Source organism: Salinisphaera aquimarina (assembly GCF_042643355.1).
GTDB classification, from domain to species: domain Bacteria; phylum Pseudomonadota; class Gammaproteobacteria; order Nevskiales; family Salinisphaeraceae; genus Salinisphaera; species Salinisphaera aquimarina.
On record NZ_JBHRSS010000004.1, the window covers coordinates 103,244 to 116,659 of the forward strand.

12 protein-coding genes are annotated in these 13,416 nt (G+C 63.0%); 5 read left to right on the forward strand and 7 right to left on the reverse strand.

Features of this window, described 5'->3' with window-relative positions; translation table 11 throughout:
- Positions 1 to 57: 57 nt before the first annotated feature.
- A complete protein-coding gene (locus ACFOSU_RS10820) occupies positions 58 to 396 on the forward strand; it encodes a hypothetical protein (protein ID WP_380689458.1) in 339 nt (112 codons plus the stop codon).
- Between the two features lie 34 nt (positions 397 to 430).
- On the opposite strand, the gene msrA is transcribed toward ACFOSU_RS10820, so the two are convergent.
- Together msrA and ACFOSU_RS10830 are read right to left on the reverse strand one after the other, a co-directional pair.
- Complete coding sequence (gene msrA / locus ACFOSU_RS10825; protein WP_380689461.1) at positions 431 to 937, reverse strand: peptide-methionine (S)-S-oxide reductase MsrA; 507 nt, start codon at positions 935 to 937, stop codon at positions 431 to 433.
- A gap of 162 nt (positions 938 to 1,099) precedes the next feature.
- On the reverse strand, positions 1,100 to 1,975 hold the full coding sequence (locus ACFOSU_RS10830; protein WP_380689464.1) for an alpha/beta hydrolase family protein: 876 nt from the start codon (positions 1,973 to 1,975) through the stop codon (positions 1,100 to 1,102).
- A 269-nt stretch (positions 1,976 to 2,244) separates the two neighbouring features.
- Between ACFOSU_RS10830 and ACFOSU_RS10835 the strand changes: the two genes are divergently transcribed.
- The 4 genes from ACFOSU_RS10835 to ACFOSU_RS10850 all read left to right on the forward strand — a co-directional run bounded on the left by ACFOSU_RS10835 (position 2,245) and on the right by ACFOSU_RS10850 (position 5,051).
- Entirely contained in the window at positions 2,245 to 3,693 is a 1,449-nt protein-coding gene (locus ACFOSU_RS10835) for an AlkA N-terminal domain-containing protein (protein ID WP_380689467.1), read from the forward strand.
- Between the two features lie 4 nt (positions 3,694 to 3,697).
- A complete protein-coding gene (locus tag ACFOSU_RS10840) occupies positions 3,698 to 4,189 on the forward strand; it encodes a methylated-DNA--[protein]-cysteine S-methyltransferase (RefSeq protein ID WP_380689470.1) in 492 nt (163 codons plus the stop codon).
- A 69-nt stretch (positions 4,190 to 4,258) separates the two neighbouring features.
- The gene (locus tag ACFOSU_RS10845) at positions 4,259 to 4,636 is read left to right on the forward strand and encodes a hypothetical protein (protein WP_380689472.1); all 378 of its coding nucleotides are present in this window, start codon (positions 4,259 to 4,261) and stop codon (positions 4,634 to 4,636) included.
- A 91-nt stretch (positions 4,637 to 4,727) separates the two neighbouring features.
- Complete coding sequence (locus tag ACFOSU_RS10850) at positions 4,728 to 5,051, forward strand: thioredoxin family protein (RefSeq protein ID WP_380689475.1); 324 nt, start codon at positions 4,728 to 4,730, stop codon at positions 5,049 to 5,051.
- On the opposite strand, the gene ACFOSU_RS10855 is transcribed toward ACFOSU_RS10850, so the two are convergent.
- From ACFOSU_RS10855 to ACFOSU_RS10875, 5 genes are all read right to left on the reverse strand, one after another.
- Positions 5,042 to 6,151: an aminotransferase class V-fold PLP-dependent enzyme gene (locus tag ACFOSU_RS10855; RefSeq protein ID WP_380689478.1), complete on the reverse strand. Its 1,110-nt coding sequence runs from the start codon at positions 6,149 to 6,151 to the stop codon at positions 5,042 to 5,044. The two genes, ACFOSU_RS10850 and ACFOSU_RS10855, sit on opposite strands and share 10 nt — an antisense overlap.
- Positions 6,152 to 6,258: 107 nt before the next feature.
- Positions 6,259 to 7,671: an ethanolamine permease gene (eat, locus tag ACFOSU_RS10860; RefSeq protein ID WP_380689480.1), complete on the reverse strand. Its 1,413-nt coding sequence runs from the start codon at positions 7,669 to 7,671 to the stop codon at positions 6,259 to 6,261.
- 26 nt (positions 7,672 to 7,697) lie between these two features.
- On the reverse strand, positions 7,698 to 8,585 hold the full coding sequence (gene eutC / locus ACFOSU_RS10865; protein ID WP_380689483.1) for an ethanolamine ammonia-lyase subunit EutC: 888 nt from the start codon (positions 8,583 to 8,585) through the stop codon (positions 7,698 to 7,700).
- Positions 8,578 to 9,990 carry an ethanolamine ammonia-lyase subunit EutB gene (locus ACFOSU_RS10870; protein ID WP_380689485.1) on the reverse strand — a complete coding sequence of 471 codons (1,413 nt, stop codon included), beginning with the start codon at positions 9,988 to 9,990 and terminating at the stop codon, positions 8,578 to 8,580. Before ACFOSU_RS10870 ends, eutC begins: the two co-directional genes overlap by 8 nt.
- Positions 9,991 to 10,512: 522 nt before the next feature.
- Positions 10,513 to 13,095, reverse strand: a complete 2,583-nt coding sequence (locus ACFOSU_RS10875; protein ID WP_380689487.1) for an EAL domain-containing protein — start codon at positions 13,093 to 13,095, stop codon at positions 10,513 to 10,515.
- Positions 13,096 to 13,416: the final 321 nt, after the last annotated feature.

A 13,416-nucleotide genomic window follows, 5' to 3' on the forward strand; every position in this document is an offset into this window, starting at 1 on the left:
AATACAGTGAAAGGCACGTCAAAAACGTTGCTTGCACCACCACAGGGAGCCACAGCCATGCACCAGACCACGAGATGCGCCCTACTCGCCCTACTCGCCGCAAGCGTTCATGCTACCGCGGCGCTGGCCCAATCGAGCCCGGTAACCACGCGAGGTATGGACCCCGACAACGGCACACGTGCCGTCGACGAGGATTCAATCGGCATCCAGCGCAAGGACAGCCTCTCGCCGGCGCAGCGCCAGGCACGTCGGGCCGAACTGCGGCGCAGCCGCGAAGCCAACGGTGGCAAGCTGCCCGACGAGATCGGTGGCTCCTATTCGCCGGGCAATACGAACGGGGCGTCCGCCACTCGGGACACTCATGCCGATATGCCGGCCGAGCATCGCAATCAATAATCGAACCCGGTAGGCCCGATTTAGGCGGTTTCGGCTAACCGCGCTCGGGCAAGCGCCAGTCGGGTCGGATGAAGTGGCAGGTATAGCCGTTCGGAAAATGCTCGAGATAATCCTGATGCTCGGGTTCGGCCTCCCAGAAATCACCCGCCGGGGCAACTTCGGTCACCACCTTGCCCGGCCAGAGTCCTGACGCCTCGACATCGCCGATGGTTCGCTCGGCCACCTCTTTCTGGTCGTCGTCGACGTAGAAGATTGCCGACCGATAGCTGATTCCGCGGTCGTTGCCCTGGCGATTGAGCGTGGTCGGGTCGTGGATCTGGAAGAAGAATTCCAGCAGCCGCCGGTAGCTGATGATCTCGGGATCGAAAACGATCTCGATGCCCTCGGCGTGGGTGCCGTGATTGCGGTAGGTTGCGTTGGGCACGTCGCCACCGGTATAGCCGACGCGGGTCGAGATCACGCCCTCATAGCTGCGGATCAGATCCTGCATGCCCCAGAAACAGCCGCCGGCAAGCACGGCGCGTTCGGTCGAATCACTCATGGTAAAGCTCCTGTCGGTTCGATGGTCAGCGGCGCGGATACCCGCAGACCTCCAATCACGAATAATCGGATACGTTGTCCTACAGTGTACCGGCGCAGGCCAAATTCAACCCGCCGTGTGTCGCCATCGAGAGTGCGCCTGAGCCACTGACCCACACATTCGTCAACGACGTGAGTGCGTGCCTGAAGCGTCCGGCAACCAGCGTCCGATCCGATCGACGACCGCCCCGGGCGTGCGTGCCCATCGAAAATGATCGGCGCGGTCGCCCAAGGTGTCGCGGTCGACGACGTCGATCTCGATCGCGGCGCTACTGAACTTGTCGGTCAGCGCATCGACCGCAGCCTCGGGCGCCAAGGCGTCGTCGGCAAGTCGAATAGCCAGGACCGGGCCCGTATAGCGGTCGATCAGATCTTCGAGGTCTTGGGACAGGCCGGCGGCGCGATATCGGTTGGTGCGCGCGAGCGCTCGCCAGTCCGACATCACCGTTCGTGCTTCCCTCCCCCCGAAGCCGAGGCGATCGCCCGGATAGTAGCCGAACAGGGCATTGCATGGCGGTATAAGCCAGGTCAGCCAATGGATCTTGCGGCGCACTGCATCCTCATAGGCTTCGAACCAGGGACTACCTGTCGCCACGACGATCAGGCCGTCGACTTGATTCGGGTACAAACCGGCACCGATCGCTGCGTAGTGGCCGCCAAGGCTGTGGCCCATCAGATACTGCGACGACGCATCGAAATGCGCCGTCGCCCATGTCAGCACCGCCGCCAGATCGTTGCCGACAATATCGGCAAATCCCCAGTCGCTGTTACGCGAGGGGCGCAGTGCGCTGTCGCCATAGCCGCGCTGCTCCAGCAGCGCCACATGCACGCCGGATGCGCTGAGCGCTGCGCCGAGCTTTGCATAGAACGCGCAGCCCACGCCGAGCGCGCCCATGAACAGCAACAGCGGCGCCTGCGAATCCGCGTGCCAGCAACTGACCGGTACGTCGTAGCCGCTCGGCGTGTGCACGCGCTGCAGTTCGGGTGTCGATGTCGTCATGCGCAACCCCTCATATCGATGCTGAGGCATCGTAGTCCCATCAATCCGCGGGCGCCAAGAAGCACACCGCATAGCTAACCAAACGCGCTGCGTGGATTTGGGGATGTGCGATGGGGCTGCCATGAGTCGGCCGACCCGCGCGTGATCGTATCGATGTCATGGCCTGGCGACTCGTGACGAGGACGGGAATGCTGGAAATCGAATCCGCGCCGGCAGATGATGTCCGAAAACGGCGAGACGCGGTCGCTGCGAGGTTCTAGACTGCGCTCATGCCTCTCCATCCCGACCAATGTTACGAAGCACTCAAGGCCCGCGACGCGCGCTTCGACGGGCTGTTTTTTGTCGGCGTATCGACCACCGGGATCTATTGTCGCCCCGTATGTGCGGTGCGCATGCCCGGCCGAGACCGGTGCAGCTTCTACTCCAATGCCGCTGCCGCCGAAGCCGCAGGTTACCGGCCCTGTCTGCGCTGCCGCCCCGAGCTGGCTCCGGGTGAGGCGCCGATGGATACGGCCCGCCTGGTCGCCGATCTGGCGGTGGCGCGCATCGAAGCCGGTGCGTTGTCCGATGCGGACATGGATACGCTCGCGGCCGAATTCTGTCTGAGTTCGCGGCAACTGCGTCGACTGGTGAAGCACGAGTATGGCGTCACGCCGATCGAGTTGGCCCAGACCCGGCGCCTGCTGATGGCCAAGCAGCTGCTCACCGATACCCAGCTCAAGGTTGCCGATATCGCGTTCGCGAGCGGCTTCGCCAGCGTGCGCCGTTTCAACCATCTGTTTCGCAGCCGTTACCGGCTCAACCCGACGGCGCTGCGCGGCAAGCGTGTGGCTTCCCCGCAGCAAACGACGATCTGCCTGAAACTGGGCTATCGTCCGCCGCTGAACTGGGCCGCGCTCGCCCTGTTTCTTACCCAGCGCGGCGCACCCTGCGTGGAACAACTTCAAGAGGGGCAATATCTGCGCACGATCCGTATCGGTGCCTGCCGTGGCTGGATCGCGGTGACACAGGATACGCAACGCGGCCTGTTGCTTATCCAGGCGTCCCCCAGCCTGCTGCCCGTGCTTGCGCAGCTGCGCGCCCGCTTGCGTCATCTGTTCGACATGGATGCGAATCCGACCGTCATAGATGGTCATCTCGCCGCGGACACGCACCTCGCCGCGCTCATCGAACACAACCCAGGTTTGCGCGTGCCTGGAACGTTCGACGGCTTCGAGCTGGCCCTGCGCGCCGTGCTTGGCCAGCAGATATCGGTCAAGGCGGCGACCACACTGTTCGGCCGATTCTGTACGTTTTTCGGCGCCCCGATAGAGACGCCTTTCGACGGATTGGATCACCTGCCGCCGGACGCCGACACGCTGGCCCAGGCATCGCTGCAGCAGATCGTCGAACGAGGCCTGACGCGCAAGCGCGCGCAGACCGTTCAGGCGCTGGCGGCGGCCAGCGCGGCGGGTTCGCTGCGGCTCGACCCGGGTGCGGATTTGGCACAGGGCAAGGCCGCACTTGCCGACATACCGGGCATCGGCCCCTGGACAACCGAGTACATCGCCATGCGCGCACTCGCCGACCCGAACGCATTTCCGGCCAGCGATCTCGTTCTGCTCAAGGCAATGGACGCGACCCGGCCGGCCCAGATCAAGGCCATGGCCGAGGCGTGGCAGCCCTGGCGGGCGTACGCGGCCATGCATCTATGGCAGCAGGCATCCACAGGAGGATGAACCGATGACGATCTATTTCAGCACTATGGACAGCCCGGTGGGCGCATTACTGCTCACCGGCGACGGTCGATCCTTGACGATGCTCAGTATGAGCGATCAGGACGACGCGCCCCGGCCGCAGGCGGACTGGCAACGTGACGACGAGGTACTCGCCGAACCCCGCGCCCAGCTGAGCGCTTATTTTGCCGGCGAGCGCCACAGCTTCGATCTGCCGCTCGACCCTGCCGGCACCGATTTCCAGCGCAGGGTATGGCGCGCTTTGCGCGATATTCCCTGCGGCGCGACCGAAAGCTATGGCGCGCTGGCCCAGCGGATCGAATCACCGGGTGCGTCCCGGGCCGTGGGTCTGGCCAACGGGCGCAATCCGATCGCGATCATCATCCCCTGCCACCGCGTGATCGGCGCGAACGGGCGTTTGACCGGCTATGCCGGCGGGCTCGAGCGCAAACGCTGGCTGCTCACCCACGAGGGCTACCGGGGCGATATGCGTCAGTAAGGCGGATTCGACAGTCATCGTGGGCCATACTGGCAGGAATGTGGACCGGGGCCCGGCGCATCGTGTCTGATGAACGACCTGCCCGATGGATTTTTACGCGCCGAGCGCCGATACTCGAAGTGCGCCCAAAATCGAACAAATAGCATCGAGGTTCGCATGAACAGAGTTGTCACCCCTATCGCCATCGTTGCCGCCTGCGTGGGCCTGGCCGCCTGCGGCCAGCCGGATCACCCCAAACATCCGCCGGGCCACGGCGCACGAGGCGTGATGGTCGCACCGCCGCAGGCGCCTTCCATTCACTTCAAGGTGAACGACGCCAATGGCAACACGCTGGATCTCCAGATCGAGTGTGGCGTCGATACCTCGCTCAAGGATTGCGCACAGGTGAATCAGTCGATCATCGACAAGGTGTCGAAGATCCGCGGCGACCAGCAGAAGCAGAAGTAGCGGCCACATCCTGGTTGCTTCAGGCGACACCGGGCGCGTCGATGGCGACGAACGCCCGGTGTCCTGTCGACCCTCGACCCGAGGTGTGTAGATGTCCGATACCTTGACTGATATTTCCGACGCCGATTTCGCAGCCACGCTCGGCGACGCGGACGGCCCGGTGCTGGTCGAATTCTATTCCAGCAACTGTGCCTACTGCCGCCGGCTGGAGCCGCTGCTCGAAACGGCGGCCACCGATTATGCGGGCCGCGTGCGCATCGTGCGGATGAACGCCGAGACCAACGAAACACGCCCGCGATACGGGCTCAACGGCACGCCCACGCTGGTGCTCTACGTGGACGGCGAGGAAAGCGTGACCAAGACCGGCGCCATGCGCGAACAGCAGCTGCAGTCGTTCCTCAACGCCTACGTGTAACGCGACAGCGCATCGCGCAGACGTTCGACGATTGTCACCAGCTCGTCCTGATCCAGCGGCACGAGTTCGAAGAGCAACTGCCCCTGGTCGAGGCCGTGCTTCATCACCCGGATGGACGGTGAGCCGTTTTCCAGCGTCTCGGCGAGCGATTGCGCCGCCTGGCGCGAATCCAGAGCCAGACATGCCCTCGAGAACGGCATGCCGGACGGGTCCGGCTGGTCGCTGGCGCGGACAACGCCGTTCAGGTCCTGTGCGCGGCGCATGAACCACGCTACCTTGCGGGCCTGTTCCTGCTGCCATTCCGCCGCGTCCATTCCGGCACGATCTTCCAGCGCGGCGAGCACGCCGCACAGGCTCTCCTTGGTCGCTTTCATGGCACGCCCGATGCCTTGCTCCTGGGCGCGGCAGGCGCGCACCAAGGCCTGGCGACCGATCATCAGGCCGGCCGTTGGCGACGCCAGATATTTGTGTGTGCTGACCAGCACGAGATCGGCCCCGGTCGCGAGCAGTTCATCGATGCGCATGTCCTGGGCCGCGCCGTCGATGATTGCCGGTCGATTGTGCCGACGCGCGCAGGCTACGGCGCCAGCCAGATCGACCGGCTCGCCGCGTACCAGGCGCGAGGACACCAGGAGCAGGCAAGCGGTACCTTCCTGTTTCAGGGCCTGATCGATCTGATCCACGCTACAGCCGTCCTCGTCGCCCACGACCACCGGCCGAGCGCCCGCCATGCGTATCGCGGTGAGAATCGAGTGCCCGTAGTTGACGACGTGCCCGGCCGGAATCACCACGCGATCGGCCAGACCGGTTGCCTCCGGAAGCTGGGCCACGCGCTCGGCGTCGTCTCCCGTCATGGTGGCGGCCACGGCGAGGGTTATCGCCGCTGCCACGCAGTGCGTCACGCTGGCCGCTTCAGCCTTTGTCTGCGCGCATATCGTGTCGCTCACCGCACGCTGCAGTTCGTCGATTACGTAGAAGTCACCGAGCGCTGCGTCGACGACACGACGCACCCGTTCGGATGACCGGGACACGCCCAGCGGGGTGAACGTGCCCGCTGCGTTGATAATGCGAGTTAGGCTATAGCGTTCATGTAGATCCACCGGGACAACTCCGCGCGACGTTTCAGATGCCGGCTTGGCATGCTATCCGTCAGCGCGGATCGGAACCAGTCTCCCATGCTCGCCCTGCCCGCCATGCGCGAGGATCGTCAGGCGTTGTCGGCGTCCAGATCGGCCTCGGCCTGGGCCAGCATTCGGAATTCCTCTTCCGCTGTCTTGGCCACCAGATGGTTGCGGCTGTACCCGAAGAAATAGAGCGCGCCGACCGCGAACAGCACCAGCGTATAGCCGAACGCGCGCGGATCGAAGGCATAGACACCGGTCAGCGCGATCAGTGACAGCAGCAGCGCGATGCCGGATGTGACGATGCCGCCGGGCGTCTTGTATGGACGCTCCAGCTCGGGTTGGTTGATGCGTAGAAGAATATGGCTGGCCGCCATCAACGCATAGGAAATCGTCGCCCCGACCACTGCCATGGCCAGGATCAGATCGCCGGCGCCGGTGAGCGACACGATGAAACCGAGTACGCCGGGCACCACCAGCGCCCAGGTCGGCACCTTGCGTTTGCTGGTGAGCGATAGCGCCTGCGGCAGATAACCGGCCCGCGAGAGTGCGAAGACCAGCCGGCTGTAACCGTAGATGATCGAGAAGAACGAGGCGATCAGCCCGGCGAGGCCGAGCACGTTCACCACCGTGCCGAGCGTCTCGCTGCCACTTTCCTTGAGCGCGGTCACCAGCGGCACGCCGCTTTCGCCGATCGCCTGTGCACCGACCGCGCCGGCGAGTAGAAAGACCACCAGCACCGCGGTGACCAGCAGGAAGAGCATCGCACCGATGATGCCCTTGGGCACGTCGCGCGCCGGATCCTTGGCTTCCTCCGCGGCCAGCGGCACGCCTTCGACGGCCAGGAAGAGCCACATGCCGAACGGCAGCGCGGCCCATACGCCGTACCAGCCCAGCGGCATGAAACTCGAGGCGCCGACAGCGTCGGTGGGTGCCATGTCGAACAGGTTTGCAGAATCGAAGTCGCCGATAAGGGCCACCGCGGTGGCAAGGATGGCAAACACCGCGAGGCCGCTGATCACCATCATTACCTTGAGTGCTTCGCCGACCCCGGCCAGATGGATGCCGATGAACACCAGATAGAACACTGCGTAGACGAACGGCCCGTCGATGCCGAGCAGTTCCTGTACTGCCGCGCCGATGAAGATGACGATGGCGGCCGGTGCCAGGGCGTATTCGATAAGTACCGCCAGCCCGGTCAGATAGCCGCCGGCCGGGCCCATCGCCTGGCGGGCAAAACTGTAACCGCCGCCCGCGGCAGGTATCGCCGCCGACATCTCCGCCAGCGACAGAACCAGGGTGAAATACATGATGGCCATGAGGGTCGCGGCGATGGCGAAACCGCCCCAGCCTGCTTCCGCGATACCGAAATTCCAGCCGGCAAAATCACCGGAAATGACGTACGAGACACCCAGGCCCGCAAGCAGCACCCAGCCGGCGGTGCCCCGGCGTAATTGCCGTTTGGCGAGGTAATCCTGATCCAGTTGCGGGTCCGACATGGCGTTACCTTCTTGTTGTTGACAGGTCAGGAAATAAGGAAATTTTCGGTATCTTTCTGATTCTCGACGACGTTGTCTTCCGTACGGTCCTTGAGTTTCACGCCGGACAGCTGCCGTTGGCGTGATTCGCGCAGCAGATACAGCGCACGCCTGCTTGCTTCAGCAAGATCCAGGCCAGCCGGCCTTATATTGGAGATGCAATTGCGAAACGCATCGGTGACGCCCTTGCGCGGCTCCCAGGTGAGATACAGGCCGAGACTGTCCGGCGAACTCAGCCCCGGGCGCTCGCCCACCAGTACGAGCACCGCGTTGGCGTTGAGCAGAAGGCCCACTTCGTCGCCGATCGCTACGCGGCCCTGTTCAACCACCGTGAGCGGCGCGAGTCGCCATGCGTATTCGTCGTCGGCATCGAGCGCATTGGCCAGTGTTTCGATGAAAGGCGCGGCGTGCTGCTGGACGGCAAAGGAGGACAGACCGTCGACGATGACGATGGCAAGATCGAACGACCTGTCCGGTTCGCCGTTGTTGTTCTCGGTCAGGCGTTCGCGCGACGGCTCGTCCAGCAGGCGTCCCAGATCCGGGCGTTGCAGATAGGTGGTGCGATCGCTGGCCTGAGTATGCAGCGTGATCGGCGCCCCCTCGGGCGCTGGCGAACCCAGGCCCTGCAATTGCTCGCAGAGTGCTGCAACGTCCAGCGGCAGATGCACGGCATCGATCGCCTGGGCATGGGCGAGCTGGAACGCCAGCAGTTGATGCGTGGGCAGGCTGATGCCGGCCCGGCCGAGTCCGATACGGGCATCGGTGAACGCGCGCAGTTGATCCCAGGGGTTGTCGACCACCCCGCCGCGATCGCCTCTTTGCGTCTCGTCGGGGACGGCTGCAGAGGCGTCGTTCGTTCCGGGTTCTTCAGCCATGACGACGGGCCTCCGGCAGTTTGTCCAGCGTCCGCGCAAAGGCCGCGGGGATGCCGTCATTCAGTTGGTGGCGTTCGACGTCCTTGAATATCTGCATCTGTTCGAGCCACCGCTCGAATTCCGGCGCGGGGCGCAGCCCCAGTACTCGGCGAGCGTAAAGGGCGTCGTGAAACGAGGTGGTCTGATAATTGAGCATGATGTCGTCCGAGCCGGGAATGCCCATGACGAAATTGCAGCCGGCCACGCCGAGCAGGGTCAGCAGATTATCCATGTCGTTCTGATCGGCCTGGGCATGGTTGGTGTAGCAGACATCGCAGCCCATGGGCACGCCCAGCAGCTTGCCGCAGAAATGGTCTTCCAGACCGGCCCGGATGATCTCCTTGCCATCGAACAGATACTCGGGTCCGATGAAGCCGACCACGGTGTTCACCAGCAGCGGCTTGAATTGACGGGCGACGGCATAGGCGCGCGCCTCGCAGGTCTGTTGATCCAGGCCGTGGTGGGCATCGGCCGATAGTGAACTGCCCTGCCCGGTCTCGAAATACATGACGTTGTCGCCCACGGTGCCGCGCTTGAGCGATAGCGCCGCATCACGCGCCTCCGCGAGATCGGCGAGGCCGAACCCGAAACTGCTGTTGGTCGCTTCGGTGCCGCCGATGGACTGAAAGACCAGATCGACCGGCGCACCCTGCTCGATCGCTTCCATGGTGTTGGTCACATGGGTGAGCACACAGGACTGGGTCGGAATCTCGTACTTGCGGATGACGTCGTCGAGCAGCCGCATGAGCCGGACCGACTGGGCCACGTTGTCGGTCGCCGGGTTGATCCCGATCACGGCATCGCCGTTGCCATAGAGCAGCCCGTCGAGAATGCTGGCCGCGATGCCGGTGGCGTCGTCGGTAGGATGATTGGGCTGCAGGCGCGTGGACATATGCCCCGGCAGACCGATGGTGTTTCGGAACGCCGTGCGCACGTGGCATTTCTTGGCCACCAGAATCAGATCCTGGTTGCGCATGATCTTGCTCACGGCGGCCGCCATTTCCGGGGTAATGCCGGCACGGGCGTCTTCGAGCACCGCCGGCGTCGTCGCGTCGCCGAGCAACCAGTTGCGGAAATCGCCCACGGTGAAGTGCGAGATCGGGGCAAAGGCCTCGGCGTCGTGGGAGTCGACGATGAGCCGGGTGATCTCGTCGTCCTCGTAGGGCACGAGCACGTCATCGAGAAACGTCTTGAGCGGCAACTCGGCGAGCACCATCTGCGCCACCACCCGCTCTTCGGCGGAGGCCGCGATCACCCCGGCCAGCCGATCCCCGGACCGCGCCGGGGTGGCCTTCGCCATCACCTCGGCCAGATCCGCAAACTGATAGGTGCTGCTGCCCAGTGTATAGCGATAGCGCGTGCTCATCTCGGCCTGACTCACCCGCCGTGCGGCGTCTGTGGCTTGTCGCTCGAGACTAAACCAAAGTTTCGCGCGGCACGAGTGGCGTATGGGCTACCGCCGCGACCCAGCGCAATGGTCACGGCGCGGCCGTGCCGCAGTGCCAGCGCCCCGACCATGATCACGGGCTTCAGAAGACCAAACATCGCGCCGTCGTTGTTATAGGCCGATGCGAATCAGATGTAGTTCATCGAGGCCCAGCAGATGCCGAAGAAAGCGGCGCAGAATCCGGCAATGGCTGGCGCGAGGTGCCCTTCCGCGAACCCATGATGAAGCCCGGTCGCCGCTGCCGCGAGTGCAATGACCTATACCAGATCGAACAGTAGTTCGAGGGGGGTGTCGACGCCCGGACGGGGCGAAGTGCGGCGGTGACGCCTGGGAATTCGATCGTGGCTGCCCGCACCGTTCGGGAAGGATCAGAGATTCATGCCGACAGGATAGCGGGCTCAGGCCGCCGAACGGACCTGTGCCAAGGTATCGGCCACGACCTTACGCGTTTGTTTCCGCCAGATTATCGCGGTCCCCGAGATAACGGGACAGATCGGGCAGCGGCATTGGCCGCGCGAACAGATAGCCCTGAAAGAGGTCGCATCCGCGCGCCGCCAGAAAAATGCGCTGCTCTTCGGTCTCGATGCCTTCGGCCACGACGTTCAGCCCGAGATGATGGGCCATGCTGATGATGCCCTGGGCGATGGCGCTGTCGTGAAAATTGGTGGTGATATCGCGGGTGAACGTGCGATCGATCTTGATCTTGTCGATCGGCAGGTATTTGAGATAACTCAGGCTGGAAAACCCGGTGCCGAAATCGTCGATGAATACTTCGATGCCCATGCCCCGCAGGGTCTGCAGAATATCGATGGTTGCATTCGCATTCTCCATGAGCACGCCCTCGGTCAACTCGACGCACAGCTGCCGAGCCGGCAGGCCGGTATCGCGAAGAATCCGTACCAAACTGTCGACGAAATCACGCCCGTGAAACTGCAGCGGCGAAACATTCACCGACATCCAGTAATGGGTGCCCATTTTTCGGTTCAACGCCACCAGATCGCTGCAGGCGCGCGCGAGCACCCATTCGCCGATGGCAACGATCTGGCCGGTCTGCTCGGCCAGTGGGATGAAGGTCGCGGGTGACACCAGGCCTTCGGTCGGATGCTGCCACCGTATCAACGCCTCGAAGCCCCTCACCGAATCATCATCGGCATCGAGCAGCGGCTGGTAATGCAACTCGAACTGGCTGGCGGCAATCGCGTCATGCAAGCCTCGCCGAAGAGTGACGCGTTCGTTCATCGCGGCGGTCATGTCGTGCGAATACCAGTGGAAGGTATTACGCCCCTGACGCTTGGCCAGATACATGGCCATATCCGCATGCTGAATCAATTCGATCGGCTGATCGACGGCATGGTTGTTGACCGCGATACCGATACTGCCGGTGACGTGGACGTCTTTCGATTCGACCCGATGCGGTTTGTCGAGCAACCGCAGCGCGCGCTCGGCCGTAGCGAGAACCTGCCCTTCATCCTCGAAATTCGGTAGCAGCAGCAGAAACTCATCGCCGCCGACACTGGCCAGCGTGTCACCAGGAGAGACGATCGTGGACAGACGCCGGGCCACGCTCTTGATCACCTGATCGCCGGCCGCGTGACCCATCGTGTCATTGATCGGCTTGAAATCGTCGAGGTCGATATAAAGCACGGCAAGCAGCGTCTTGCGCTTGTCGGCCTGTTCGCACGCGCGATTGAGCCGTTGCTCGAACAGACCGCGATTGGGCAGCCCGGTCAGTGGCTCGTGACTGGCCTGATGCGCAAGACTGGCCTCGTTGGCCTTCTGTACGGAAACATCATGCAGCACGCCGATGAAATGGGTGATCTGACCGCGGTCATCGCGTACCGGCGATACGAACAGATCGTTCCAGAATGGCGTGCCGTCCTTGCGATAGTTCAGCAACGTCATGCGCGCGTCCCGCGACTGCTCGATACGCCTGCGTAACTCCACTACCGCCTTGCGATCCGTGTCCTTACCCGCGAGAAAACGACAATTTCGGCCAATGACTTCGTCAAGGCTGTAGCCGGTCATGCGCAGAAACGGCTTGTTCGCATAGATCAGCGGAAGATCGTCTTGCCGGGCATCTGCGATGACGACGCCGTTGATGGATGTTTCCACGCCACGCTGCAGGATCTTCAGACGTGTTTCCTGATCCTTGCGCTCGCTGACATCCTGGGCAATACCGTATACGCCCACAACTTCTCCATCCACCAGCATCGGTAGATTGGTGACCTCGAGCGTCGGTCGCTCGCCGACCGCGTTCACAATCTCGATCTCGTAGTGCTGCGCCTCGCCGGCGAGCACAGCTTCGAAGGCGGCCTTGACCCGATCCCGTTCCGAAGCGGGAAGAAAATCGGCGTAGTGCATGCCGACCAGTCGCGCTTCCGACAGGCCGGTAATACCGACCGCGGCGTGATTCACGCTTTTCAGCAGGCCATCCGTTCCGAGCGAAAACACGCCGTGCGGATTGTGCGCGAACAACGATCGATAGCGTTGCTCGCTTTCTTCCAGAATTCGGCGGTCGCGATCTCGTTCTATTGCGAGGGCGACCAGGCTGGCCGCCCGTTCGATCGGTTTGCGTTGTGCCGGGTCGGGCGTGCCGGTGACACGGTAATAGATAGCAAAGGTGCCCAGAAGCTTGCCGCCCCGGCCGAGCACGGGTTGCGACCAACCGGCACGCAGATCGCATTCACGGGCGACATCCCAATATGGCTGGCAGTTGGGGTCGGCCCAAAGATCCGGACTCATGATCAGGCGACCATGAAAAGCGGCAGCACCGCAGATCGCGGCGTCCGGCCCGATCGGAACCTGTCGTGCCGCTCCGCGAAAGCGTTCTGGCAGACCCTTGCCCGCGACGAGCCTCAATAAGTTCAGGTCCTCGTCGAACAACATGATCGAATTGATCGAGTCGGGCACTTCGAGCCCGATCATGTCGCAAATGGCGTTCAGCGTTTGCTCGAGCGGCACGCCCTGCGCAATCATTTCCGGTATTGCATACCAGGCCTCGTGGCGGGCCTCTTCATACCTCATACACGATCACCCTCATTGCGCCCGATCTGCCCCGATCACGAATACGACACAGCAACCATGTACGACCAAGCCGGCCGGTTCGATGCCGCGTCATCATTTATTGGGGAGTTCTCGTAATCCTGCATTCCATCACGTGTCGATCTAAACGTATACCACGCGAAGTGGAACCGCCACCGGGATCATGGAACCCCCTAATCCCATTATCGGCGGCGAAACGGTGTTCAGGAGGGCCTGGTGAACAGTCCTGCCATACCTTCGCCGACAGCACTATAAGTGGTGCCAAAATTCTGGTGGACGATCACTTGCTTATAAAACAACACC

What these genes read in the sequence shown, in the direction of transcription:
- ACFOSU_RS10820 (WP_380689458.1), top strand. Translation starts at nt 58, where the DNA reads ATGCACCAGACCACGAGATGCGCCCTACTCGCCCTACTCGCCGCAAGC.
- msrA (WP_380689461.1), bottom strand. Translation starts at nt 937, where the DNA reads ATGAGTGATTCGACCGAACGCGCCGTGCTTGCCGGCGGCTGTTTCTGG.
- ACFOSU_RS10830 (WP_380689464.1), bottom strand. Translation starts at nt 1,975, where the DNA reads ATGACGACATCGACACCCGAACTGCAGCGCGTGCACACGCCGAGCGGC.
- ACFOSU_RS10835 (WP_380689467.1), top strand. Translation starts at nt 2,245, where the DNA reads ATGCCTCTCCATCCCGACCAATGTTACGAAGCACTCAAGGCCCGCGAC.
- ACFOSU_RS10840 (WP_380689470.1), top strand. Translation starts at nt 3,698, where the DNA reads ATGACGATCTATTTCAGCACTATGGACAGCCCGGTGGGCGCATTACTG.
- ACFOSU_RS10845 (WP_380689472.1), top strand. Translation starts at nt 4,259, where the DNA reads ATGAACGACCTGCCCGATGGATTTTTACGCGCCGAGCGCCGATACTCG.
- ACFOSU_RS10850 (WP_380689475.1), top strand. Translation starts at nt 4,728, where the DNA reads ATGTCCGATACCTTGACTGATATTTCCGACGCCGATTTCGCAGCCACG.
- eat (WP_380689480.1), bottom strand. Translation starts at nt 7,671, where the DNA reads ATGTCGGACCCGCAACTGGATCAGGATTACCTCGCCAAACGGCAATTA.
- eutC (WP_380689483.1), bottom strand. Translation starts at nt 8,585, where the DNA reads ATGGCTGAAGAACCCGGAACGAACGACGCCTCTGCAGCCGTCCCCGAC.
- ACFOSU_RS10870 (WP_380689485.1), bottom strand. Translation starts at nt 9,990, where the DNA reads ATGAGCACGCGCTATCGCTATACACTGGGCAGCAGCACCTATCAGTTT.
- ACFOSU_RS10875 (WP_380689487.1), bottom strand. Translation starts at nt 13,095, where the DNA reads ATGAGGTATGAAGAGGCCCGCCACGAGGCCTGGTATGCAATACCGGAA.